The following is a 23,167-nucleotide window of genomic DNA, read 5'->3' on the forward strand; positions in this document are numbered from 1 at the left end:
ATGGGTGTGGGCAATACGAGGGCCACAGCCGAAATCGAGATCGCCGGCGAACAGATTGAGTATCGGGTGGTCGAGAGCGCTGACGCGACCCAACCCCGGATCGACGTCGACATTCACGAGGTCAAAGTGGTCATCCCGGAGGATGGCGCCGTCGACCCGCACGAATTCGTTCGCGAGAACACTGACTGGCTCGCTCGGAAATGGCGCAAGTACGACGAGTACCGTGAGCGAGCCCCGGACAGGAGGTTTGAACCCGGCGAGACGTTCCCGTACCAAGGTGACGACCACACTCTTCGCGTCCGGGACGTGGATGAACACGAAATCACCGACGGGGAGATCGTTCTGGCCAAATATGCCGTCGAGGAGTCATCCATCCAAGACGAGTTAGAGGCGCTCTTTCGAGAGCAGGCCCGGACGCTCTTCGAGGAAGTAGCAGCGGAGCACGCCGACGAAATGGGTGTTGAGTACGAGGGGCTCGCCGTACGGAACCAGCGAACGCGATGGGGGAGCTGCTCCCCAAAACAGAACCTGAGCTTCAATTGGCGACTCATTATGGCGCCGCCAGAGATCGCAGAGTACGTCGTCGTCCACGAACTCGCCCACCTACGGGAGCAGAATCACACCAACCGCTTCTGGCGTATCGTCCGCGAGCAGCTCCCGGATTACCGCGAACGGGCCAACTGGTTAGAAGAGCACAGCGTGGAGCTCATCTTTACCGAGGACGATCTGTAGTCCTAGTGGCGCTGAAAGGTCACTTGTTGAGGCTCAATATCGGCGTGCGGCGCCGACTGAATTGCGTTTTTCACTTCAGTCAGGTCACCGTTGAAGGGTTGCAACGTAGGAGGGACGCGAATAGGTTTGTCTCCTGGGTAATGGTCCTCGAAATCCTGATGGTGGACGGGTTTACTCCATGGTTTTGGGACGACATCCCGGTAGTAGTAATGGACTTCATCGGTAAGCTGGATGGGGTTCGGATCGTACTCAGCCTCCCCACTGACCGTAAACACGCCTACGACAACCTCCGTAGGTTTCGGGGCATAAACGATTACGTCATCGCCGATCTGGATGTTCTTGTCTTCATCCTCGTGTACTCCGAGGAATTTGAGCACCGGCATCCGATCATCTCCTGACGGGTTGTCTTCCCGCATCTCGCTGGCGCTGTATTTTCGAAAGTCCCGGTATCTGTCGTCTGACAGGTCGCCAACCGACCATCCAATTGATATTTTGTTCTTGATGAGGTAATCTCGCATCAATTCACCATCCCGCCCCGCGTTGAGTATGAGTGCTACTGGCGTCTCAGCCATATCCAAGCAGTGACAACCGTCCCCCTTGATATTATGTGATTATGTAGGCCCCGAAAATTGGCGCGTTTGCTATTCTGACTCACCACCATATTTAAAATGGTGAATACTTCTACGGGAAAGTGAGAAACGATACTCAAGTACCGGATTTTAGCCGAGGTGCGCCCTGAGATGGTCGATTGCCTCTCGCGCCGTCGCTTCAGACATCGTTCCGCCGATGATGATCTTTCCGCTGGAGAATACAAGGAGCGTGACGTCAAGTTCTGGCGGTCGGTAAATCAGGGCAGGGAACTGTTCCGGTTCGTATTCAGTTTGCTCGAGGCCGAGCTTGAGTACTAGCCGTTCCAAATCGAGGCTCCGATCTAACGTCTCCATGAAGACGGCCGTTCGTTGCTCAAAGGAGTAATCAGGAACCCCCAGCCCCAATCTCATCCAGCAGGTCAAGTAACCGACTCTGTGCTGCCTCAAGATCTGCTTCGGTCTTTGCCCCTCTGATTTGGATAGTGCCAGTCCGATAGAACTGATACGCAGCGCCATCCGGATCAAGCCGGACCGTAACCATTCCAGACCCGCTGAAATTTGCTGTGACATCGTGGTCCACAGCCTCCTGTAGAGCGTCGACGAACACATCGAGATCCAGCTCGCGACCGAGCGAGCCCGAGCCCATCGTACTAACAATCTCCATCAGTCAGGTTGTCACCTACTTCCCCCACCGACTGCTTATCTATTGTTGAATCGCGAGGTAGCCCCTGAAGACAGAAACGGCACAGCCGTGACTCTTTCTTACCTAACATTAGTCGTTGTCCCGGATACAATTGTTTGGTAAGACAGTCAGTGAAGAGCCGATCCACATCGCATTTCGACAGGGGCCATTCAGACGACGGCTTGAATCCGCCCTCCAAAATCGTCGACCGCTTCGGAGACAGCCTCCAGATCGGTGAGTCCAGTACAAAGGAGTTTCCCGCTCGCGAAGACGAGGATCACGTGGTCCGCTCCACGATACATCAGCGCTGGGAACTGCTCGGGCTCGTACTCGACGGCGTCCATCCCCAGCTCAAGGGTGAGCAGTTCCAGCGGAATCGGCGAGCCGAGGTCGCTCGTCGCCACGATATTGCTGATTTCAGCCGCCGGCTCGTACTCGAAGTCCAGCAGCTCACGCATAACCGCATTCACACGGTCGACCATCGTTTCGAAGTGCTCGATGGACCGACAGCCAGCGATCGAACAGCGCCCGGTCCGATAGAAGGCGACGTACGTGTCGTCGGGGGCAAAGCGCGTCTGTAACCAGTGGTTATCGGCCGGTTCGTAGGTGACGTCCGTAATTTCGTCCCGCTCGTCGAACGTCTCAGCAAGCGCCGCGAGGTCGAGTTCCTGCTGATAGGTGATCATCCCGACGACGTTGGCGACCTCGAGCTCCGTCACTACCTCGTCGTAGACCGCACCAGGGGAAAAGTCCGACTGATGACGCTCGTACGAACGAATTCACCGGGACGACTGCGAAACCCGAGTGAGACGCCGAGGCTGCAACGAATCAATCCCCCTCATTCATGAATTCCTCGAAGGTTTCGGGAACCTCCTCGTCCTCGGTCTGTTCTTCGTAGTCAAGCGAGTCGGCTTCGAGAATTCCCAGAAAGACCGGCCCTTCATCGGTGACGGTGATCATGTGGTCGGCATCATTGATGATGATGCGACCGCCGCCGCGGAGGCGGTGGACGTACTCGGCAACCTCCTCGACTTCCGGAGTCGTGATATACTGACGGCCATCGGCTGTGTCACGAAACGGACGTCCCTGAGTGTCGACGCTCACAGTCCGCCCACGACGAGGCCCCTCATATGGATCCCCACGTACGAGGTCGGCCGGATCGGGAATCTCCGGTTGTTGATACGCAGAGACGTCCGGTTCGTGCTCCTTCGAAGGGCCCTCCAGTTCGCCTTTGATGATTTCGTCGCTGGTCTCCCACTTGTAGTAGTGATGGGTGCCGCCGATTTCGGCCTCCCAGTCGACTTCCTCGAAGATTCGTTCGTCAACTGTATCCTGGGCATAGAGCACGTACAGCGTCGAGGGCTTGTCCGGATCGTGGCCGGTTCGCAGGATGCGCCCGAGTGTCTGGATGCGATCACGGACGTTTCCAGACGAGACACGAATGATCCCAACGTCTGCCGAGGGGACGTCAACCCCTTCCTTGAGAGCCTGGACACTCAGCATCACGTTCGCAAACCCTTCGTCCCGGAACCATTCGATTCCCCACTCGTTCCACTCCGAATTGCGGTGCCCGGAGTGGTACATCACGGGTGCGTAATCGCGACGGAAAAACAGGTTTTCGAGGTCGCGATTGATATCGTCGAGTTCGTCCTCGTACTGTTGGTAGAGACTCGCCCGTTCGCTCTCCTTCGAGCCATACTTGCCCGTTTGGGTCTTCTCATCCCGCTGATCATACGGGGCGACCATCTGCTCCAGGTGTTTGATTCGTTCCTGGAATACGATCGTCTTCTTGTCCTCTTCGATTGCGTCCTCGAGGAGACGGTGTGTGATCGCTTGTCGGGAAACCGCCTCGGCGATCAGCTCACGCCGCCGTTTCGTGTACTCGAAGAAGTCGGCAATCGCCGGCGTCGGCGAGTCCGTCGACTCGCGAATCGTCTGTAGATTCTGTGAATAGTTTCCCCGCAATTCGGCGAGTCGGTGGCCGTGGCGCGCTTCAATATCCCGAACAGCGGATGACACCTTCTTCGAGAACTGTTCGTAGGTGTGACGTTCGGCCGGCGTTAGCTCGAAGCCGACGTAGTTGATGGTGAACTCGGAGATGAGGCCGCGGTCAGCTCCCTCGTCGTAACTCAGCCTGTAGAAAAGCGAGCCCAAGTTCTCGAGAAGGAACTCGTCGTCATCGGTGAGTTCGTCGTTCTCCGGATCGATCGTCGACAGCGGTGTCGCAGACAGCCCCATCGTCGCAGTGTTGGGATATTCGAGGACTTTCGAGTGGACATCTCCCGTATACCGGTGGCACTCATCGGCGACCAAGAGGTGCTCATCAGTATCGGCAGCGTCGAGCGACTGGGCCAGGAAATCGTCCTTGACAGCGGAGTTGACGATGCTCACGATGATGCGACGGTCACTATGATCGTCTTTGTGGCCTCCTCCCGCCCAGCCGATCTCCGACGGAGGGACGTTCAATTTCTCGAGGAACTCGCGGAGCCACTGGTGCATCAACACCTTCGTCGGCACAACAACCGTGACGACGCCGTCGGGATGCTTGTCCAGCCACTCGTCGATGGCACCAAGCGCCATCACCGTTTTACCGGCCCCCGTCACCACCTGCGCGATACCGCGTTCAGATGGGCTGGCCTCGTTGTCGAACCACGTGTCAATCGCTTCAGACTGCCAGTCGTAAAGCGAAAATCCAGCAGGGAACGTGTACGGTTCTCTCTCCTCGTCAAACGCATTTCTGACGTCCCGGCGGGAGATACCGGGGCTCGCCGCTGAGAGGAGGTCCTTGGCTTCCGCCTCGGTCTCGGCAGCGAGGATGTCCTCGAGTGTCTCGGCATAGAGTCCAGCGAGATCGCGGCCGTCGATATCATCGAATTTCGCTTTGATTTGTTCGCTGAGGGTGTCTCGAATGCGTTCATCCTCCTGGTATTCTTCGGACAGATGAATCTGGGGATGAGCCACGTCGCTCTCACGCGACGTCTCACGAACATAGTCGTCGAGGAAGCGGTTGTACAGGCTGCGGTGCCGTCCCCACCCACCGGACTCCCGGTACATGTAGTACTTTACGAGCGCCTGTTTGATGTCAGCAGCTGGGACATCGAACGTCGGGCCCCGATGATGGATCCACCGTTCGAGGTTGTGGAAGATGTCGACATCCCGCCACCGACCCTCGTAGGTGCTCGATCTAGGGCCAGGAACGTAGCCGTCGTCGGTTTCCCGGAGCGCACCGAGCTGAGTCAACAGTTCCGGATAGCCGCGTATCCCAGCATCGTTGTACTCGTATCCAAACTCGTCGGTCAGCCGTTCACGAATCTCTCCCGCTTGTAACGGCCGATCAGCGTGTCGAACGACGTAATGCGCATCTCGGAGCCCTTCAATTCCTTCCGGATAATTGCCTTGGAGAACCCAGCTCTGTTTGATGCCACGCCAGAGGAACTCCGCATACTCGATGTCGCTGTCGTGGAACCGGCGCGCGAACTCCCAGACGGTGATCTTATCGTCGCGTTCTCTGAGGACACCCATCTGGATGAACGTGGACAGTGTTCGTTCGATATAACTCGGCGAATACCGGCTGCCGTCGGGTTTGCGCAAGCGCTCACGACAGCGCTCCTCGAACTGATCTCGAGTGAATTCGTTGTCGTTCTCGATAGCGATCTCTACCAGTGTCGGAACCCATTCCGGTCCGCGTTCAATCCCGAAGATCGGTGTTGGAAAACGCCGTCCCATGATGTTAGTCGACAGTCATTATTTGAGGGTGCGCTACTGATCCGGGTCCATCGCACTGTCTCCGAAGTAGCTGTTGTCAGTGACCACTGGTTTCGGAACGATCCCTCCGTCGAACTGTGAAATATGACCGAGATACACGGGAAGGAGACCGTTCGCAGCGGCCTCACTCTCAGTACGGTTCAGTCGACGAGTTACAAGTCGGCGTTCAGCATTCGACGCCGTTCGTTCCCACTCGTCGAAAGCGTCGCGGATCCGTCCCCGTTCGCTTGAGGGGACTGTATCGCGATCGACATTCCCCCAGATGTGACCGTGTTCGTTGATATAGATCCGCCCGCCCTCTGGACGGAGAGATTTGTACGCCGCAACAAGTTCCGGATGATCAAAGGCCGATTCAAAGCGGTAGTCCTGCCAGCTCCATCGGAGCACATCATCTGTACAAACCGCCCAAGTCTCGCCGTGATTGAACGGGAGGCCCGTCCAGATTTCCACGGCGTTCGTGTTGCTGGGCGGCGTAGGGTCGTTGGAGATCTCCTCGAAATCAAAGTCGCCATCGAGCTTGCCGACATAAACGGGGATATGACCACGGTTAGCACGGGCCTGCGAAGTCCGTTGATACTGGTCAGCTGGGACTTTTGTCAGTACTTCCCCGGTAGCGGTCAGCCGAAAGCTCCCACGCCCGTTGGTTTTCCCGAGTTCGGTGAGGGCAGTTTTGAGTCTGCCCGGCCGTTCGGTCATCGCCTGGATGTCGCCCATGTGGCTCCACTGGGCCACATCACCGAACTTCCGGGACGAAACGATACTGTATTTCGAACCGCGATATGCAGAGGGCCACGGATGTCCCGGTTCAACCGTCAGCTGTCGCCGGTTGACGGTCGGGACCTGGGTCGGCTCCTGCCTGAGCGACCCGTTTCCCTCAGCGCTCATCGTGACCCCTCCCCCCGATCGTCGCGGCGGTGATCGTCTTCCGAGAGATCGCTCTCTTCGTAGGACCCCATCGCGGCGACCCAGGCCTCTAACGAGGCTTCCTCTTGCTCAGAGAGCGGATCGGTCAGCCGGGTCGGCTCTTCGACTTCGATCGGCCGCTCGTCAGCGGAGAGATGGCCAACGTAGACGGGGACCATATCGACGTTGCCGCGGTCGCGCCGAAGCTGGAGGAACCGTTTCACCGGGCGAGACAGCTCCCGGAATTGCGCTCGGATATCGGGAGGCGTTTTCTCGTTGGGGATCTGCGTGACGACGTCACCACAGGGCGTGATCACGAACCGACCGCCGTTCATCCGAAGCCGTTTCAGCTCGTCGGTGATCTCTCGGGGCAACGTATCGGCAAATGAGTGCCGAAGCTTCGTTTCGCCGTCCTGCCACCAGAACCGCTCGCCACTGAACGAGTACGTCGCTCCATCATAGACGCTCTTCCAGAGGTCGCCGGGATCGAGTCCGTTCGGACTGATCGGGACGGCGTGCCCCGGCTCATCACGGGGGACGAGCCGGCCGTCGAGGTCCATTTGACCGACGTACACGGTCTTGTACGCGTCTGAACTGCCGTCTCCGGTCTCGATTCGCGTGATAACGGCTCCGCCTTCGGTAACACGGAGAGCGCCACCGCTCCGTTTCAGCTCAAGCAACTCAGTGACGAGGCCGGATGGTACCGGCTCCAGGTCGAAACGGTCGGTTCCGTTATACGCCTGCCACCAGATGTCGCCGTCCTGGTTTATGCTCAGCCCGTAGCCACGATAGTGGAACGGCCACTCATCACCAGGACTCAGCGCGTCGATCGTCGATTCGGGAGTGGATGTCTCGTTATCGGCCATTGGTGTTAGTCTATTGAGGTTATGTGGATTCCGTGTCGTTGGATCGGAACGTCTCGCCGGCAGCTGTTAGTTCATAGGCAATACCTCGCTGACCGACCTGGCTCCGGTCGACCAGCCCCAGCTCGTACATTCGACTCGTGAGGCCAGAGCGAACCGTCTCAGCCTGCGAATTCGACCACTCCGGATTCAGATAAGCCACCCGCTCGGTCAGCGACGTTGGCCGGTTGTCTCCCTCTTCGATTGCTTGAGCGACCTTTTGCATCGCCGTGTATTCTTCTTCTCGCACGCCCCGTACGTGCGAGATGTAGAACTCCTGCTCCTCCTGTGAGAGAGACGTGTCGGCGTCAACGCCGTCATCGAGAAGTGGGTTCGAGAGGCTTGCAAATTCCTGGCCAGCGTCCGTGAGCCCGATCTGCGGGGGGCTTTCTCGAACGATGTCGACGAAGGACAGGTGCGGTAGTGCCCCGGTTAATTCATCGTCGTGCTCGACGCGTCCAATGAAATGCGTCTCGAATCGATCCATCGATTTGTCGGGATCATCGCCCGTGGGCAACGCGGCAGCGAGTTTCTCACCTCGTTTGCGCCCCGCTCGCTCGTCGTGTGTTGCGATTTCAGTCCCGATCTCTCGAGCCGTCCTCGCGGCGCGGCGCTGAAACGGCTGGAGATCAAGCCACGGACCGTCGGGGAGCCCCTCCTCGGACGAGTCCAGCAAAGCATTCGCTAATCCCCGAACGACCAGCTTGACGGGGAAAATACGATTGTACTGTCCCCAGAGAGGACCTTTGTCCAACCGCGACTCGTCGGGCGGTGCAACCGTCGGAATGTCGTCGTACTGGCGTCGAGCCAGCGACAGCGTTGTCTCGTTCGTCCGATCAGCCGGCGGAGCATCGTCAGACTGTCGCTCTTGCACCTGTTCGTGAGCCGAATCGTCGGGCTGGGTGCCCTCAGGCGCTGCTTCTATTTCCGACTCTGGGTCTACAGAATTGAGGGCTTCGTCGAGTGATTTGACCTCCTGGGAAATCTCCTCCTCTTCGAGCTGGATTTGATTCTCGATCGCCGTCCGAACGAACTCCTGTGGGTCATCGTAGCTGCCTGCAGCGACAGCGCGTTTCATCCGGCCGACGAGTGAATCGGGCACGTCTATTACGATATTCACCCTTTGTATCCCCTCGTACCCATTACCATACTCTATGAGTATTTATATTTTTCGTGGGTCTGTATGGGTTTGTGTGAGTACGTAAGAGAGCCCTTGATACGACCATTCCGGTGTTCCAGATGCTTTGCTACCTCTACCATTTCCGAGGCTTCTCCTGGAAATCCACCCGTTTCTTACCAAACATTAGCGGCGAGTACTGATCAGTAGTTTGGTAAGACACACCCAAAACCAGATAGTCGAGGCCAAGCAATTAGAATGTGAATTGAAACTCCCCGCTGTCCATTATCGAATCGATAGCGTCTTCTCGAAGGTTGTCTCCAGCCCCTGTGATGCGTCGAGCACCCGGCGGGAACTCCCAGCCATTGCGCTTGTAGACGGCTAAGTAGTCAATCTCATCAGAACTGAAGGTTTTCGAGTTCGCATATTGAGTACCAGGACGCCGGAGTTGAACCGTCGTTTGCCGAGTTCGTTGCTGGACGTAGTGGAGAAGTCGCTCCGGGGACTCAAGGACCTCGACAAGTACCTGCAGGTCATAGATATCGCAGACGTACGGAACAGGCGTAATATCAAGTATTTTCGCGAAGTCGCGAGTCGCGATTGACCCATACGATTCTCCAAGTACAAGCCACCGATGTGCATCCTCAAGAGTGGAGGGTTCCAAGCAGATCGTCGTCCCATCCGACGTGTCGATCTCAGTAATCTGGCCGGATTGAACACCCGTCACCAGTCGATCAGCCTGGTGGTACGCGTCACCGATCCCTCGTTCGGTGTCCTCCTTGATCGGGTCGATGCCCCCGAAGTTTCCTTTCCGAGTCTCGGCGCGGAGCTTCTTCCCCTTACATTCGATTACAACGGGTTCATCGTCGTCGTGGAGGATCAGTATATCACCCTCCACTTCCTCTCCGTCGTACTCATAGGTGTAGTTCCGAATGATATCATCTTCCGAGAAGACCTTCAAGAGACAGTCCTCAGTCCATTCCTCGAGCCAGTCACCGAACCGCAGCTGAAATTCGCCCTGATACTCCGAACCGATCAAATCGTAGTAGAAGGTGTTGGCGAGAGCATAGAGAACGGTACGGGGAAGCGGAAGCAAGTACTCATCACCAGTTCGAATGAACGGCGCTCGCTCTAGTGGATTCACATCTACCGGCGTGCGAAATCCGGAAGCAGTACCCGGTTCGACGGTTAGTCGTTCGAGAAAATTCTGAAAACGTGGGCTGTCGTCGCACCAGTCCACAAGAGTCTCGTCGGGCACCCACACCGCCTCGTCCGTGAGATCAATCGCTTTCTGAGAGAAATCTAGCAATGACGGCGACCACCTCGCGACCTCCGTATCCTGTCCCTCTAATCTCGGTGTAATCCAATCCGTGAGTTCACGGGTATAGTAGACGGCATCCTCGATGGAAAAGCCGAGAAGTTCCTCCATCTCCTGCTCCCAGGGTTTGTATGCCCGGTATGCTTTTTCGAGCATCTGAAAACCATCTGCGTGACGCAGGGTCGTGAGTTCACGCCACACCATCCCGAAGTACGGATCCGCCATCGGTGAGTCGAGCGGAAGGTGTGAGCTACCCTGCCGAGCGTACCAGTTCTTGAGTTCGAGGAGATATGTCGCAATCTGCTCGAACGACTGTGGATCGGTCGTTTCAGTATCCGTCTGGAGGGTAATTCCGACGCCGAACTGGACGAGTCGCGGTGGGAGACCAGGATCTTGCTCCGGTGAGAGCTCTAGGCCAGTCGGATTCGATGGTGCGCGACTTTGATCTCCGTGCCGCAATAGACTCATTCGAAGGAGATTGTGGACATAGAACTGTGTTAGCGTCCGGCGAGTCCCATTCGTGCGAATCGTCTGAAGGAGAGAAGAGAGAATCTCATCGTGGTCGGAGTGGGCGAGGGAGTGATTCCCGCGTTGGAGTTTCTCATCTCGGCGATGGACTTCAGAGGGGTCGAGATGTTCAGGAGAATTCACAAAGGGAGGGTCCTCATTCACGTCCATTATCGACTGATTGAGATGGTAATCCGATAAACCAACGCTTCCTGCTCTTACCAAACAATTTGTGCTATTTTGTTCCCAACATTTGGTAAGATATCGAGAGAACCTCGTCAGCCCAAGGATTGAGCAACAGGATTATGGCTGGGAGAGGTTCTCAAGCCGCTCGATGCCGTTGATTCCCCACTCAGATTTGTGCCCGTCTTCCTTCTTTTCCGCTCGGAGCGGAGTGACGAATGAATCCTTGGTAGCGGGTGTGATAAGCTCAAAAAAGTAGGTGTCAGCTTTCTGGTCGCCAGCTGGTGGTTGAACATCAATTCGAGTCGTCGGGTTCTCTGTTTCGCTGTCAGGGAGAGACAACGATAGCGAGACTTCAGTTTCAAACGGAGAGTTTGGTTGATACTGGTGCGTACTGAAGCTCCCGTCAAAATGGAATCGTACCTTGTCACCGGTTTCAATATCGCGAGCCACGGCAGCAGGGTCCGTTGAATTCGACATTTTGCTTGTGTAATGGTTCGCTGTGCGTAATTAAATCATCCTCTGTAGAAGCGCCGTGAAGACGAGATCCATGCTCGAACGAATAGAATGACGTTCTGACTGAAGCCCCATCGGCCTACAGGTCATCTCAGTCCGGCTTCTGCTCGTTGAGCCAGACACCAAAGTAAGACGCGCCAGTCGTCTCCGGGGATGGGGATCTCGCTTATGGGGAGACGAAACAAGTTATCGACGTCGAGCAGTACTGACTGACTCAGATTATTCTTCTGCGAAAGCCTTCTATCCAGCCAAATTGCGGATGAGCAATGTTGAAGCCCCGCTCGTTTTCATAGTCTATGTCCAAAGTGCAGGGATGAACGACTCACAAGACACGCAAAATATACGACAGGGACTGTCCACCCGTGAAAGCCGACTTCTCTCACGACTCGCCGGCGCGGGCAACCAGATCATCTCCGTCGACGACATCGAGACGACCCTAGAGGTCGCCCCGAACACCGCCCGAGAGATCGCCTCCCGGCTCACTGAGAAAGGATGGCTGGACCGACTGTTCCCCGGTCGGTACCTCATCATCCCGCTCGCGGCCGGTGAAGAGGGTCTGTATACGACGCACGAGTATCTCATCGCCTCGCACGTCGCCGAGCCGATGTACGTCGGCTACTACAGCGCCCTCAACCACCACGGGCTGACCGAACAAGTGCCCCGGACGGTGTACGTCGTCACCCCCTCCCGGGCACAGAGTCGGGAGATCCACGGCGTCCCCTATCGCGTCGTGACGGTCACCGAGCGCAAATTCTTCGGGTACGAGCCGACGGCCATCGAGGGTACCGCCGTGGACGTCGCAGACATAGAGAAGACGCTCGTTGACTGTGCCGACCATCCCGAGTTTGGTGGTGGCATCCGCGAACTCGCACAGGCGATGGTCGCCGCGGACGATCGGGACTGTTCGTGGACGACGGTCGGTGAGTACCTCCAGCGACTCGACAATGGCGCTGCGACCAAGCGGATCGTCTACCTGGCAGACCAGCTGGGTATCGACCTCCCGACGCGTGAGACGCTCCTCGAGTCATTCACAAGTGGGTACTCGCTGCTCGACCCAACGCGAGGCAAGCAGGGAAGTTACGACAGTGAGTATCGCCTCCGAATCAACGTCGACTGGGAGAGACTCGATTCGATGGAATCCTGATGCCAGGTCGGTCCGAAAGGTAGCGTGAATTAAGATGCTCCCCCAAGTACAGCGAATCAAGTAGATGGGTCACGTCTATTATCACCATCCGGGCGACAATCAGTTCTCTCTTGATTTTGTCCACGAGGCTCCATCAGAGATCGTTGCCAGGATTGTCGAGTACGACGATGACGTGGCGGTGAAGGTTCGCAAGTACGATCTTGACAGCGAGTTCTTCGGTATCTATACGTCTCGCGTCGATGGTGGGGACGTCGGGGATCTCGAATTCGATCTTGGCGAGGCACTCTCAGAGATGGGTGCTGATAACGGTACCATCGTTGCTCGGCTCCTCGAGATCTATCAAGCGCTCATAGCCCAGAACGAGGAAGAAGAAGGAGTTCCCGTTGAAGCGTACAAGAACATCGACATCGATGCACTCCCAGACGCGCTCAACCGGGTGTCGTGGGAGGGCAACGCGACTGATGTTGCAGGCCGTCTCGCCTCAAATCTCATTCTCAAACACGCGCTTCCGAATGCGAACCATCGGACTGCTGTTGCCCTGATTCAGTTCTACCTCCGTCGGATTGCTCCCGATTTCTCGATGCCAGAGACCTCCGTGGAAATCGACTCAGAGACATACGACTGGCGGGAGTGGGTAAACGAGTATATTAACGAGTCAAAGCGTCTCTTGACGGTTCGTCGGAAGAATGTGCTCCTCAAGCATCTCTCTGACTTCGGAGCGACAACGCTTGAGCGGAAACACGAGGTCCAGATCGACCTGACGGCATACGATCTGGATATGTATCCCGCAGAAGCGAAGACAGTCTACGCAACAGCGCACGAGGAGCTCTGGGTCGAATTCGTCGAAGAGGCGGTTGAGCGCACCGACAACCCCAAGCTGATGGAAACCCCCGGACTATCTAAAGCGGAGTTCGCAGAGAAAATCCGGAATCTCGAGTAAGCGGCGTACGTTAGTCCTGGAGCGTCGCGACCGTGCGGCCGGTTTCTTCGGCCTCTTCGCTCCGCGACATCCCGTATGTTGCGAGAGCTTCTTCAACAGCGTCGTCCAGACTCATTGGTCAAACAAATCTTGGCTCTGCCGAGGTATAAAGTCTCGCACGATTTGCGTATCTGCCTAGGTACGCTCGGTTTCACGGTAGGCAACGTCAAGATCGAGGTCCTCGTACATCCGGTCGAGCATCGCCAGCCCCGACTGGAACTGGGCGTAGTTCTCGCGCATATACTCGATTGTCTCTGCTCTCGGGATCACCGGGTAGCCCTCGACGTCCTTGATGTCGAGTGACGCGCGTGGCCGGAGGACGATCTGCAGAGGTTCGTCCAGTTCGTCTCCGGGCTGTCGCTCGAATGCAGTGGGGAGGCCGAACGACTCGAAAAACACCTCCCAAGCGTCGACGTCCTGCTCACGAACAGCGAGGAACAGTGGATAGTCATCCGGATTCCGTCCAACTTGGTAGCCGCCTTGGGTCCACACGTAGACGGCGTCGATCCGCGTGAACGCAAACGGCCAGTCACCGAACTGTGGGATGACGTACGTTTCCTCGATGGAGGGAGGACTGACGCCGGCGCTGGCAGCGACGAGCTCTCGTGCTGCGTCGCGTACGCGCTCGTCGACGACTGAGAGGCCGTCGTCATAGGAGACGTAGCCTGCGTCTTCGAGTCGGTTGACGGCCTGTCTCACCGTCTCGTATGGTGTGTGGAGGTGTTGGGCGACACGGCGGATGGAGTCACCACTCTCGATGACGAGGATAGTTTGTGCCGCCGTGTCGTCGAGCACCTCATACATTTGGTAGTTACCAATAATCCGGTAACAGTTAAAAGTATTACTCGAACCGGTGTTTCGAGTACGACGCAATCATCGCTGCCCATGGCTTCACTCCAAGCCCGGGACGACACTCCTCACTGACCGCCGTCTCGATATTGCTGCCTCACGCCGCAGTTCTCCCCCATCACTTACCCGTCTCGGGCAGGAACTGAAGCCTGTCAGTAGATGAATCCCGGAGACTCGCCGCCCTATGACCCAGAGGAACCCCCGGAGCTGCCGCCGATGCAGTGTGACGCCTGCGAAGGAGCCCTCCAGTCGCCGGAACGCGACATGCTGTCGTTTCTGTTGCTCGACCAGCTTACAGCCCCCATCATCGGGTGTGACGACCACTTCCAGCAGTTCGCCTCGATCTGTGGCTACACGACGGACACGACTGCTGACCTCCTCGACCATCGACCTGCCGGCGGCGTTCCCTGTCCCAGTTGTGGCCTTGCAGCACATACGCCGCATCAACCGCTCGTCCAGGTTGCCGGCGGTGCTGTCGCGATTCTCGCCTGTCCCGAGCATCAATCCGAGCTCATCACCCGATTCCGAACCGGCCTCGACACACAGCACCAGCTGACAACCCAACTGGACACAGCTGGAACTCGCGACGTGCTGTAACGCCGTTGCCATTCAACCAGGAGCAGCCGTAGGTTCTCGCAATCGCCTTCATTGCGAGCTCCATCGCTTCGACCATCCCCGTAACCCCCTGACACACCGAAATATTGGGGCGTGTTTAGACGCTAGTAGTTTTGCCTAATTGTCGGGATTACTAGGAAGTGAAGCGGGAAGGAATCGAGTGTGTCAACGAAACTTTCCCGCTTCACGCGGAAGGTTGTATCTCTCGCTAAAAAGGCCGTCGGTGGCGACCCAGACCCAGCCGTCGAGAAGGGTGACGGTGGCTACGCCGACTGGGTAATCGTGGGATTGCACGGGCTTCGAGAGTATCTCGGGCATCCCTACCGCCGACTGCTGGACGTCCTACACGAGATGCCCGAGATTGTCGCGGAATTCGGTCTCTCGGTGGCTGAATTACCCGATTTCACCACAGTCTGCACGCGAAAACAAGCCCTAGAGATGCAGATTTGGCGCGTCCTCTTGCGATTATCGGCACAGCTGCAGGAAACCGGGGATGTTCAGGCGATCGACGCAACCGGCTTCGATCGCATCAGCGCAAGCCAGCACTACGCAAATCGCACGAACTACACCTTCAGCTCGGTGAAGACAACCGCTCTCGTTGACTGTCAAACGAGTCTGATTCTAGATATACATTGTTCGATGAAACAACCGCACGATACACAGATTGGCTGGCAGGTGTTGAAACGAAACCTCCACCGGGTCGAAACGATCACTGCGGACAAAGGATACGATTGGGACGAATTCCGCCACAATCTCCGCGAAGAAGGCGTGAGACCGGTAATCAAACATCGAGAATTTTCCTCGCTTGACGCCGCACATAACGCTCGAATCGACGACGAAACCTACCATCGACGATCAGTCGTCGAATCCGTCTTCGCCTCACTTCGGCGTCGCTTCGACGACACAATCCGAGCGAGAACCTGGTTCGGTCAGTTTCGGGAAATCGTCCTCAAAGCCGCCGTCAAAAATATCGAAGCCGCCATCAACCTCTGAAACCGCTGAAATCAAGCCTCTAAACACACCCAAATATTGTGTTCTGGTTTTCCGAAACGACACCCCTCATTAAGGCGCGTTCTTACCAGCCTGAATTAGAGTGAAACTGCCGGTCAGTAGGTGTGCAAACTGAGCGGTGGGCTTTGAAGAGGTGCGCCGACCACTGTCGAAGTCGAAGTAGACCCGGACGAGATAGGGGCAAAACCTACTACTCAGGAAGTTCACCCGTTGGATAATGGGTAATAGTGAGATAGTTGAGGAATTGTTTGATTATGTCGTTACTGTTCCCGACGGCACGGCGATTGATATCGACCCCCATATTGAGAGTGGTGTGTCTGATGAGTTTTACTATAAATTAAATATATACTTTGACGAATGTTGCGCTTTAGATGTTCGTGAAGACCGTATATCAGCAGCCCATGCGTCGTCGGAGCTACGAGATATCTTATTAGATGTGACCAGCTCGGACAATCGAGTGGAAGAGTTCGAAAGGCGGGTGAAAGACTGGGTGTCAGAAATCAAGCAATCTGGATGGTATTCATACGAGGTTGCTTTTCCCCTCAACATGGTGGATAGCCCCAAGATGCCTGAGAATTTCTCAGTCACCGGCACCCAAATCAACAACATTACGCGGGACCAGTGGGTCGAGAATTACTTGAACCCCGCCCGTCAGGAAAACGATAGTCTCAGTAATTACTTCAGCCGAATACCAAATGACCCATCAGACCGCGACTATACGTATTGGGTTCTAAAGTGTGAAGCCACAGATGGGGGATTTGCAACCCATACCGCGTTCGACTACCTGAGGACATTATTGGCTAGAATAACATTTGCGGACTGTCTTTGGCGTCACAGACCGTCGAGCAGTAAGATACCACGAGTGCGTTGGTCCAGACTCCGAGAGCCATTTATGATTCTGGTTTTTGAAGATAGTTCATTCCACACACTCCAAATTCGAGACTACGACAACAGACGACCAGAGTCAATCCGGTGGCACGATGAAGAAATGCGGGAAGTGTTCGATTCAATTCCCGATTTCTCAGAACCTCTATCCGAACTAGAATCAGACGTGAATGATGCTTTACGAGCGTATTTGGCGGGGATCACCGAACTCGATGTCAACGAATCATTCTTCGCGTTCTGGAGAGGGATTGAGATTCTGTCCCAGAAGGGCCGAGGTGATAATGCAGAAGTCGCTAAGAAGAGAGCTGATTTCGCACGAGAGTTTGTTGCCCCCGAGATGATTCGGGAAGATGTCTACAACGACGTTATTTCGGATTTTGAGGATATTCGTAATGAAATTGCTCACGAAGGGTATTCTAGAACAACAGAGTATCACCAGATATACGCCAAGATTTTATTGGATAGTCTTCTGCGACTATATTTCGAGTATATGGACGACCTTGATAAACAAGAACTGGAGTTCTTACTCGATTACGGAGCAGCTTCAGACGATGGCAAAGGGGAGCTGCGAACCCGAAATGAGAAACTTCGAAGGGTAATTGATTTTATCTCTGAAGAGACGGCGTAATAACCGCACTCGGACACTTGATGGGCTTTGACAAGATTTAGGCCCGTCGAGTTTTTGGAACTCCAGAAGGTGGTACTTCTCACACCCTCAATCGCTCAGCAGACAGACTGTAGTGGCTGGGCATTTAATCTTCTGTACTTACCGACCGAAGCCCAGAATCCGTCCGCAGTTGACGGGTTCAACAGAGCAACTCGTGCGCGTTCTACGGAACACTTGGAACGCGTCCAACCGTTACTCTGTCTACCGCAGCGTCTGCTCAGCCATTGCTGTCACTCCTCGAAGGTCATGCCGTAGCCCCACTCTTCGAGATGGCCTTCGACCTCGTCGAGATGGTCCAACCCGGCCTTCATCAGCGCCTCTCGAAGGTCGGTAAGCGAGACGTCGTCGTCGAAGCGGTCCTCAAGCTCTCGCTGGGCGTCACGTTCCGCGCTTTTGGTTTCGCCCTGCAGGAACAATGGGACGCGCTCGCGGCCATCCTGGACCCCATCACGCCGGAATTTGTACGGGATCTGCATCGACCGCTGCTGCCGAGCCGACTGCGGTGACTCCGTCTCCGCCGGTTCGGACTCTGTCGCGGTCGTCTCAGTCGCTGTCGATTCCTCCACCTCAGTACTGTCATCGTTCGCTGCGAAGGGGTCCTCGCCGGCGCCTTCTTTCATGCCCGTCATGCCGATAGCACCTCGTGGTCAAGATCGCCGGGTTCCGGTGGATTCGGGGCCTCGAGGCCGACCTGCTCCTCCAAGTGGCGAGCGATCCGATCGAACTGGGCGAGCGTCTCGATTTCGTAGTCCCGCCGGCGATCTCGATGTTCCCGGACGTACTCGAACGCCGAACACTGCTGCATCCAACAGCCCTCCATCAGCGACGCCCGTTCCCCGATAATCTCGGGAATCGGGTAGTCGATTTCGTCGAGAATCGTCCGCTGGTCGCGCGTATCCTTGAACCCAATTGGGACCGCCGCAAGCACGCCGACCTCGACGTCGAGCTGGTCCTCGAGGCCGCCGACAAGTGACTCGAGGCCTTCGACGGCCGCGCGCCCCTTTGCGCTCGGTTCGACGGGGATAACGAGCGAGCGCGTGGCGTGTATCGCGTTGTAGAGATGCGGGCCCTCGGTTGCCGGTGGGTCACAGATGAGGACGTCATACTCGTCGGGCACGCCGGCGTCGCGGAGCACGCGGAGTAACTGGGCGTGCATGCCGAACGCTTCCCCCATTGCTTCTGCCTGGTCTTTCTCGCGCTGCAGGTATTCGGCGAGATCCGAGAGCATGTTGTGTTCCGGGATGATGTCGACGCCTTCGACGGTTCGGACGAGGTCGTCGAAATCGCCGTTCGGGCGGCGAATCATGTGCCGGACGAGATTGTCAACGGACTCGGTGCGGTCCGTGTCGACGCCGAAGAGCCGGGAGAGGTCGCCATCCTGTGGGTCGAGGGGGACGACGAGCGGGTTCAGGCCTGCTCGGGCGTGTGCGACTGCCAAATTCGCGGCGGTCGTCGTTTTGCCAACCCCGCCGGCTTCGCTGTACGTCGAGTACGCTAACATGCTCACCCCATGGACACCATTCATCTTGAAAGTTCGGTGTGTTCATTCATTACTGTAGTTCGTTATGTGGTATGGTTGGGTCCAGTAGCGAACCCAACGAGTGAACATAGTGAATGAATAAGGCTAGTGAACACAAACAATGAATTGGTGGGGTGGATGTCGTTAATGAATGTGTGTGCTGATAATGGGTAATGGAGTGGATTAATGAATCATGTTCATGGTGTTTACCACCGAATCCGATGACAGCGACGGGGTGGCGGGGTCGCTATCGGGCTTCGGGTTCGTGCAACAACTCCGCAAAGGCGACGGATTCCTTCACGTCGGTAATCTCAACGTCGGCCTGATCACCGGGCTGGGTCCCAGGCACGATAACAATAAACCCTCGTTCGACCTTCGCAATCCCGTCCCCCTGGTCGCCCAATGTCTCGATCGTCACCGACCGCACATCCCCCACTTCAACAGGTGGATCCCCATTCTCGGGCTGTTCCGGACTCTGACCGCCTTCTAGAGCCGATTCCGCGGGGGCTGCTGCTTGCGTGTCGGGTTGGGCCGCAAGCAGAGCAACCCGGTACACATCATCGGTGGTTAGTGAGCTGTCGTCGACGACCGCGTTCGGGACCGGAATCACGTATCGATCGTCGTGCTTTTCGAGTTGAGTTTCGTAGAGGAGTCGGAGCGAATCGGAAATCTCTGCCATTAGGGGCTGTTAGGCGGGCTGACTAAAGGAAATTTGGTTCCGCTGCGAATCAACCACCCTCCGAACAGTAGTTGAGACTGGCTGTCTCAATGCATATGGCTCCGATCGGCTTTGTAGCCATAGCCGGAGTAACTCCTTCAATATTTTCGTAGCTTTCACACCTAACACTCTTTGCAGTGGATGACGTATCTCTGCTCTACGATGTCCATCGACCGAGATACCTTCGAGAACACGAGCGAGGACGAACTCGCGGATCTCTCCGTCCCCGATCAAGTCCTCGGGTTTCTCGTCGCTAATGAGGATCGCGCGTTCAAGGCCCGCGAAATCGCGTCCCAGATCGGCGTCGACGAGGGTGCGGTCAGTACGGGGCTCTCACGGTTGAAGAACCGAGACCTCGTGGAACACAAGGCAACGTATTGGGCGGTGACCGACGACGAGGAACGTCTTGACGGGTACAGCGGCTACGAACGAGCGACCGCACTGTTCAACGAGCAGCTCGGTACAGAGGATGAAGAGTCCTGGCGTGAACACGCGCCAAGTGAGCCGCACCCCAGCGTCGAGGACGAACAGTGACCAACGAAGAGACCCCAATTTTCGAGCGTAGCGACGTCGTCTACGGGGATGATCCGTTCAAAATCGTGGAGGACGCTCGTCCCTGGCTCATTCTCTCGAACCATGATGGCCGTCCGTTCCACGGCGAGCAGTATATCGCGGTGACGCTCACAACGAAATCATGGATGGACGGCTTGATCGAGATTCCAGCGGGGAGCTGGCATCGTGGTGGAACCCCGGATGAAAGTCGAATCGTTCCGTGGGGTGTCCAATCAATCGACCACGAAGATATCGACTTCTGGCAAGGCCGGCTTGCCAGCGATCTCGTCGACGAGGCCGTTGCCGCTCTAGTCGAAGAACTTCAGTAGCTTGACTCTGGTATTTTGTTCGGCTGGTATTCTGGTAAAACAGCCGTTAGGTAGAGATGCGATGGAAGTCCGTCTCTGTGATTATTTTGGGAAAATCCAAATACACTTATTCGGGAACTAACTCTCGTGAGTTAATAGAGTGCGACGAGTGGGGCAGGAGAGACGCCACACCAACGAAGATTGAATATGTGGTTGAAGAAACCGAAACGATCCCCCTTTGTGACGATTGTCGGGACGAATTCAAGGACGGCGGATTCGTTCAGGATGTTTCTCCAGTCGAGCAATAGGCTATCTGTACGTAACACTCAACGTCGGTATCCCGAGCGAGCGAGATCGGGAGACACACCGTATACCGAGCGAAATATCGGCTTCTTTCAGCGGAAACGGTGGTGTGGAATAGGTGTTAAGCAGGTCGTTTTATGGCAGATGTGGCACTACCAGATTGAGGTCGATTTGAGAGCTTCGATCGGTGGCTGGTTCTGGAGTGCTTAGTGACTGCGGTGGTGATTGTAGTAACCGTGTAGCAGTCAGCCGGCGCTCCGCGCTGATCTGACTGCCGTTCCACGTCTCGTGAAAGCGTGCAATCTGCATCGTGAGCGTCTGAAAGAGCATCTCAACGAGGTTTCGCTCAGAGTAGTCAAGGTGTCCATCGAGGTTCGTCCGTGCAAGAGCAATGAGATAGTCCATTCCGTCAACAAGAAACTCCACGTCCTCGACGCGGTGTTTCTCTTTCAATTCATCAAGGAACTTTTCAGTTGGGTCATGGCCGCGATTCGTCGAAAGTCGTGCGTGGAGCACGACTTTCGACTCAACATCAATCGCGGCATAGAGCTACACTTTCTCTTTGTTTGCCAGCTGGATCTGCTTTTTCATCGACTGCAACGCGATCTGGATCAGCTGTGAACTCCTGCTCATAGTAGTCAGCGTAGGCTTGGTACCGATGACGGATGATGGCTCGGCGTCGTTCGACGCCGAACCACTTGCAGAGGTCACGACACTCTGCTAACGACGCCGAATCAGCATGAGTGGCGCACGCCAGCCTGATCAGCCAGGCTGACGTGCGCGTCTGATCTTCGTCAAAAAACTCCACGTCCGTCGAGTCCGTTCCTCTATCTGGAGTACTTCGGGTATGTCCCACTTTCTCGAAGAACTCCGCTTACTTCAGCCTCAATCTAGCAGTGCCGTAAATTCGAATCGTGCGCCGCCATGTTTTGAGTCTGTTATCGAGAGGGTCCACCCGTGGGAGTCAGCAATATCTGAAACGATGCTCAGGCCTAATCCAGTTCCGTCGTCAGTGGTTGTGTGAAGCGGCTCGAGGACTTCTTCACGCTGTTCTTCAGGGATTCCGGTGCCATCGTCTTCGAAGTAGAACCCATCGGGGAGAGACCCGATCTCAATCGTCACATCGTCTCCAGCGTGTTCGAGACTATTCCGAAGGAGATTTTCTAGTAACTCTTTGAGCCGGGACGGGTTCGCCTTTACCGTTTTATCAGTCTCACAAACGAGTTCTGCATCCCCTGTATTAAAATATTTCCAACACGATTTGCTTGCGTTGCTCAGCGAGACTGGTTCAGTCTCAATATTGTCCTCTTGTTGCCGCGCACGAGTCAATAGATCCTCGATAAGCGCCTCCATTCGATCATGTGCATCGGCAACGGCGTCCAAGTGTTCACTCTCGTGTTCGTCCCGAATGAGTTCGAGTCGTCCTTCGGCGACGTTGAGCGGATTCCGTAAGTCGTGCCCAAGAACCTCCGCAAACTCTTCGAGGCGGTCGTTCTTCTGCTCCAGTGTTGAGCGAGCCTGCTCCCGCTCAATCTCGAATCCGATCCATTCCGACGCGAACCGGAGAAACGTTCGTTCCTCCTGGCTGAATTCCATCTCACGGGATTCAGAGCCTGCAAAACAGAGCGTTCCGTACAACTCTCCGTTAACAATGACCTTACTTCCGATGTAGCTCCCCAATTGGAACGTCTCATACGCGGGGTCATCAACCCATCCCGATTCAATTGCATCTTCAATCGCCAGAAGATCGTCCGTTTGGATTGTCTTCCGGCAATACGCTTTCGAGAGCGGACAGGTCTCTCCCGGTTGAAGGAGTTCATGTGGCCCAACTGCTTCAACGATCGTCTGAGCTCCTTCACCAGTGCTATGCTCTTGTGTGTCATGAGGCCAGTGTGCCGAACAATGCAGGTCAAGCACGGCACACGAGTCCGTATCGACCAGGGCCGTCGTTTTGAGCGTCCGTATGTGGCGATCCGAGCGATCGACGTAGTGGTTGGATGCCGCTTGTCGGTCGAAGAACGTGGCATCCATGGCGCCGTGGTTGCCGGGATCGCAGGCGGCCGCAGATCGGTCGAGCAGTTGGCGCCAGACACGGGTGGGCACCCGCTCGAACGACCGCCACAGCGTCGAGGGTGCCGGGAACTCGATACGGGCCAACTGCAAGATGGCGCGCACTCGATCCATCTCGCTCGCCCAATCGACGATTTCGCGGTAGGTGGCTCCCATGTGAACCCGCAGGAAATGCAGCGTCAGATGCTTCCAGTCAGCAAATCCGTGGCCAGCCGGGTCGCTCACCACCGCCGTGGGGCTGGCAGCACAGCGCTTTTGAGCCAGCGATGCTGCTTGTTTAACGAAGCGGAAGAGGACTTCAGGCACATTCACCCTCTCCGCTTCGCTTCCAC

General features: G+C 56.1%; 23 protein-coding genes and 2 pseudogenes. 8 read left to right on the top strand and 17 right to left on the bottom strand.

Annotated features, from left to right (window positions below; all coding sequences use genetic code 11):
* Complete coding sequence (locus EPY72_RS14490; protein WP_135806904.1) at nt 1-732, top strand: M48 family metallopeptidase; 732 nt, start codon at nt 1-3, stop codon at nt 730-732.
* A gap of 2 nt (nt 733-734) precedes the next feature.
* Here EPY72_RS14490 and EPY72_RS14495 read toward each other — a convergent pair whose 3' ends face one another.
* The 10 genes from EPY72_RS14495 to EPY72_RS14540 all read right to left on the bottom strand — a co-directional run bounded on the left by EPY72_RS14495 (nt 735) and on the right by EPY72_RS14540 (nt 11,179).
* On the bottom strand, nt 735-1,304 hold the full coding sequence (locus tag EPY72_RS14495; RefSeq protein ID WP_135806905.1) for a hypothetical protein: 570 nt from the start codon (nt 1,302-1,304) through the stop codon (nt 735-737).
* A gap of 147 nt (nt 1,305-1,451) precedes the next feature.
* Nucleotides 1,452-1,676: a TATA-box-binding protein gene (locus tag EPY72_RS19695; protein WP_210423545.1), complete on the bottom strand. Its 225-nt coding sequence runs from the start codon at nt 1,674-1,676 to the stop codon at nt 1,452-1,454.
* A gap of 31 nt (nt 1,677-1,707) precedes the next feature.
* Nucleotides 1,708-1,986, bottom strand: coding sequence for a TBP family protein (locus tag EPY72_RS19700; RefSeq protein WP_135806907.1), 279 nt, complete (start codon nt 1,984-1,986; stop codon nt 1,708-1,710).
* Nucleotides 1,987-2,174: 188 nt separating this feature from the next.
* Nucleotides 2,175-2,723, bottom strand: a complete 549-nt coding sequence (locus tag EPY72_RS14510) for a TATA-box-binding protein (RefSeq protein ID WP_135806908.1) — start codon at nt 2,721-2,723, stop codon at nt 2,175-2,177.
* Between the two features lie 109 nt (nt 2,724-2,832).
* The gene (locus EPY72_RS14515; RefSeq protein WP_210423546.1) at nt 2,833-5,730 is read right to left on the bottom strand and encodes a DEAD/DEAH box helicase; all 2,898 of its coding nucleotides are present in this window, start codon (nt 5,728-5,730) and stop codon (nt 2,833-2,835) included.
* Between the two features lie 33 nt (nt 5,731-5,763).
* Nucleotides 5,764-6,654 (bottom strand): hypothetical protein, encoded by an 891-nt coding sequence (locus EPY72_RS14520; RefSeq protein WP_135806909.1) that lies wholly within the window; start codon nt 6,652-6,654, stop codon nt 5,764-5,766.
* On the bottom strand, nt 6,651-7,538 hold the full coding sequence (locus tag EPY72_RS14525; RefSeq protein WP_210423547.1) for a hypothetical protein: 888 nt from the start codon (nt 7,536-7,538) through the stop codon (nt 6,651-6,653). Before EPY72_RS14525 ends, EPY72_RS14520 begins: the two co-directional genes overlap by 4 nt.
* A 19-nt stretch (nt 7,539-7,557) precedes the next feature.
* Entirely contained in the window at nt 7,558-8,694 is a 1,137-nt protein-coding gene (locus EPY72_RS14530; RefSeq protein ID WP_135806910.1) for a ribbon-helix-helix domain-containing protein, read from the bottom strand.
* Nucleotides 8,695-8,944: 250 nt separating this feature from the next.
* The gene (locus EPY72_RS14535) at nt 8,945-10,687 is read right to left on the bottom strand and encodes a hypothetical protein (RefSeq protein WP_135806911.1); all 1,743 of its coding nucleotides are present in this window, start codon (nt 10,685-10,687) and stop codon (nt 8,945-8,947) included.
* 132 nt (nt 10,688-10,819) lie between these two features.
* Nucleotides 10,820-11,179, bottom strand: coding sequence for a hypothetical protein (locus EPY72_RS14540; protein ID WP_135806912.1), 360 nt, complete (start codon nt 11,177-11,179; stop codon nt 10,820-10,822).
* 349 nt (nt 11,180-11,528) lie between these two features.
* Between EPY72_RS14540 and EPY72_RS14545 the strand changes: the two genes are divergently transcribed.
* Nucleotides 11,529-12,359 (top strand): type IV toxin-antitoxin system AbiEi family antitoxin domain-containing protein, encoded by an 831-nt coding sequence (locus EPY72_RS14545; protein ID WP_135806956.1) that lies wholly within the window; start codon nt 11,529-11,531, stop codon nt 12,357-12,359.
* 64 nt (nt 12,360-12,423) lie between these two features.
* On the top strand, nt 12,424-13,299 hold the full coding sequence (locus EPY72_RS14550) for a DUF8172 family protein (RefSeq protein WP_135806913.1): 876 nt from the start codon (nt 12,424-12,426) through the stop codon (nt 13,297-13,299).
* Between the two features lie 174 nt (nt 13,300-13,473).
* On the opposite strand, the gene EPY72_RS14555 is transcribed toward EPY72_RS14550, so the two are convergent.
* Nucleotides 13,474-14,142, bottom strand: coding sequence for an RNA polymerase subunit sigma-70 (locus EPY72_RS14555; protein ID WP_135806914.1), 669 nt, complete (start codon nt 14,140-14,142; stop codon nt 13,474-13,476).
* A 204-nt stretch (nt 14,143-14,346) separates the two neighbouring features.
* Between EPY72_RS14555 and EPY72_RS14560 the strand changes: the two genes are divergently transcribed.
* From EPY72_RS14560 to EPY72_RS14570, 3 genes are all read left to right on the top strand, one after another.
* Nucleotides 14,347-14,784 (top strand): hypothetical protein, encoded by a 438-nt coding sequence (locus EPY72_RS14560; protein WP_135806915.1) that lies wholly within the window; start codon nt 14,347-14,349, stop codon nt 14,782-14,784.
* A 180-nt stretch (nt 14,785-14,964) separates the two neighbouring features.
* Nucleotides 14,965-15,795, top strand: a complete 831-nt coding sequence (locus EPY72_RS14565) for an IS5 family transposase (RefSeq protein ID WP_135806916.1) — start codon at nt 14,965-14,967, stop codon at nt 15,793-15,795.
* Nucleotides 15,796-16,030: 235 nt separating this feature from the next.
* Nucleotides 16,031-17,326, top strand: coding sequence for a hypothetical protein (locus tag EPY72_RS14570; protein ID WP_135806917.1), 1,296 nt, complete (start codon nt 16,031-16,033; stop codon nt 17,324-17,326).
* A gap of 269 nt (nt 17,327-17,595) precedes the next feature.
* Here EPY72_RS14570 and EPY72_RS14575 read toward each other — a convergent pair whose 3' ends face one another.
* The 3 genes from EPY72_RS14575 to EPY72_RS14585 all read right to left on the bottom strand — a co-directional run bounded on the left by EPY72_RS14575 (nt 17,596) and on the right by EPY72_RS14585 (nt 19,563).
* Nucleotides 17,596-17,994, bottom strand: coding sequence for a DUF7970 domain-containing protein (locus tag EPY72_RS14575; protein ID WP_135806918.1), 399 nt, complete (start codon nt 17,992-17,994; stop codon nt 17,596-17,598).
* Nucleotides 17,991-18,866: a ParA family protein gene (locus EPY72_RS14580; protein WP_135806919.1), complete on the bottom strand. Its 876-nt coding sequence runs from the start codon at nt 18,864-18,866 to the stop codon at nt 17,991-17,993. The genes EPY72_RS14575 and EPY72_RS14580 overlap by 4 nt, the downstream gene beginning before the upstream one ends.
* A gap of 265 nt (nt 18,867-19,131) precedes the next feature.
* The gene (locus EPY72_RS14585) at nt 19,132-19,563 is read right to left on the bottom strand and encodes a TRAM domain-containing protein (protein ID WP_135806920.1); all 432 of its coding nucleotides are present in this window, start codon (nt 19,561-19,563) and stop codon (nt 19,132-19,134) included.
* A gap of 201 nt (nt 19,564-19,764) precedes the next feature.
* On the opposite strand from EPY72_RS14585, the gene EPY72_RS14590 reads away from it, so the two are divergent.
* Both EPY72_RS14590 and EPY72_RS14595 read left to right on the top strand, forming a co-directional pair.
* Complete coding sequence (locus EPY72_RS14590; RefSeq protein ID WP_135806921.1) at nt 19,765-20,136, top strand: MarR family transcriptional regulator; 372 nt, start codon at nt 19,765-19,767, stop codon at nt 20,134-20,136.
* On the top strand, nt 20,133-20,483 hold the full coding sequence (locus tag EPY72_RS14595) for a type II toxin-antitoxin system PemK/MazF family toxin (RefSeq protein ID WP_135806922.1): 351 nt from the start codon (nt 20,133-20,135) through the stop codon (nt 20,481-20,483). The genes EPY72_RS14590 and EPY72_RS14595 overlap by 4 nt, the downstream gene beginning before the upstream one ends.
* Before the next feature lie 488 nt (nt 20,484-20,971).
* Here the strand turns inward: EPY72_RS14595 and EPY72_RS20185 are convergent.
* The 3 genes and pseudogenes from EPY72_RS20185 to EPY72_RS19860 all read right to left on the bottom strand — a co-directional run.
* Nucleotides 20,972-21,621, bottom strand: a pseudogene (locus EPY72_RS20185) (IS6 family transposase).
* Nucleotides 21,622-21,650: 29 nt separating this feature from the next.
* Nucleotides 21,651-22,310, bottom strand: a complete 660-nt coding sequence (locus tag EPY72_RS19855) for a sensor histidine kinase (protein WP_280178001.1) — start codon at nt 22,308-22,310, stop codon at nt 21,651-21,653.
* A pseudogene (locus EPY72_RS19860) lies at nt 22,308-23,147 on the bottom strand (GAF domain-containing protein); the annotation flags it as partial. The pseudogene EPY72_RS19860 and the gene EPY72_RS19855, both read right to left, overlap by 3 nt.
* Nucleotides 23,148-23,167 lie beyond the last annotated feature (20 nt).

The sequence above is a fragment of the Halorussus marinus genome, assembly GCF_004765795.1.
In the GTDB taxonomy this organism is placed as follows: Archaea; Halobacteriota; Halobacteria; order Halobacteriales; family Haladaptataceae; genus Halorussus; species Halorussus marinus.

Excerpts from the sequence above, each read along its gene's own strand:
- EPY72_RS14490 (WP_135806904.1), top strand. The coding sequence starts at position 1 with ATGGGTGTGGGCAATACGAGGGCCACAGCCGAAATCGAGATCGCCGGC.
- EPY72_RS14495 (WP_135806905.1), bottom strand. The coding sequence starts at position 1,304 with ATGGCTGAGACGCCAGTAGCACTCATACTCAACGCGGGGCGGGATGGT.
- EPY72_RS19695 (WP_210423545.1), bottom strand. The coding sequence starts at position 1,676 with ATGGAGACGTTAGATCGGAGCCTCGATTTGGAACGGCTAGTACTCAAG.
- EPY72_RS19700 (WP_135806907.1), bottom strand. The coding sequence starts at position 1,986 with ATGGAGATTGTTAGTACGATGGGCTCGGGCTCGCTCGGTCGCGAGCTG.
- EPY72_RS14515 (WP_210423546.1), bottom strand. The coding sequence starts at position 5,730 with ATGGGACGGCGTTTTCCAACACCGATCTTCGGGATTGAACGCGGACCG.
- EPY72_RS14520 (WP_135806909.1), bottom strand. The coding sequence starts at position 6,654 with ATGAGCGCTGAGGGAAACGGGTCGCTCAGGCAGGAGCCGACCCAGGTC.
- EPY72_RS14525 (WP_210423547.1), bottom strand. The coding sequence starts at position 7,538 with ATGGCCGATAACGAGACATCCACTCCCGAATCGACGATCGACGCGCTG.
- EPY72_RS14535 (WP_135806911.1), bottom strand. The coding sequence starts at position 10,687 with ATGGACGTGAATGAGGACCCTCCCTTTGTGAATTCTCCTGAACATCTC.
- EPY72_RS14540 (WP_135806912.1), bottom strand. The coding sequence starts at position 11,179 with ATGTCGAATTCAACGGACCCTGCTGCCGTGGCTCGCGATATTGAAACC.
- EPY72_RS14545 (WP_135806956.1), top strand. The coding sequence starts at position 11,529 with ATGAACGACTCACAAGACACGCAAAATATACGACAGGGACTGTCCACC.
- EPY72_RS14550 (WP_135806913.1), top strand. The coding sequence starts at position 12,424 with ATGGGTCACGTCTATTATCACCATCCGGGCGACAATCAGTTCTCTCTT.
- EPY72_RS14555 (WP_135806914.1), bottom strand. The coding sequence starts at position 14,142 with ATGTATGAGGTGCTCGACGACACGGCGGCACAAACTATCCTCGTCATC.
- EPY72_RS14560 (WP_135806915.1), top strand. The coding sequence starts at position 14,347 with ATGAATCCCGGAGACTCGCCGCCCTATGACCCAGAGGAACCCCCGGAG.
- EPY72_RS14570 (WP_135806917.1), top strand. The coding sequence starts at position 16,031 with ATGGGTAATAGTGAGATAGTTGAGGAATTGTTTGATTATGTCGTTACT.
- EPY72_RS14575 (WP_135806918.1), bottom strand. The coding sequence starts at position 17,994 with ATGACGGGCATGAAAGAAGGCGCCGGCGAGGACCCCTTCGCAGCGAAC.
- EPY72_RS14580 (WP_135806919.1), bottom strand. The coding sequence starts at position 18,866 with ATGTTAGCGTACTCGACGTACAGCGAAGCCGGCGGGGTTGGCAAAACG.
- EPY72_RS14585 (WP_135806920.1), bottom strand. The coding sequence starts at position 19,563 with ATGGCAGAGATTTCCGATTCGCTCCGACTCCTCTACGAAACTCAACTC.
- EPY72_RS14590 (WP_135806921.1), top strand. The coding sequence starts at position 19,765 with ATGTCCATCGACCGAGATACCTTCGAGAACACGAGCGAGGACGAACTC.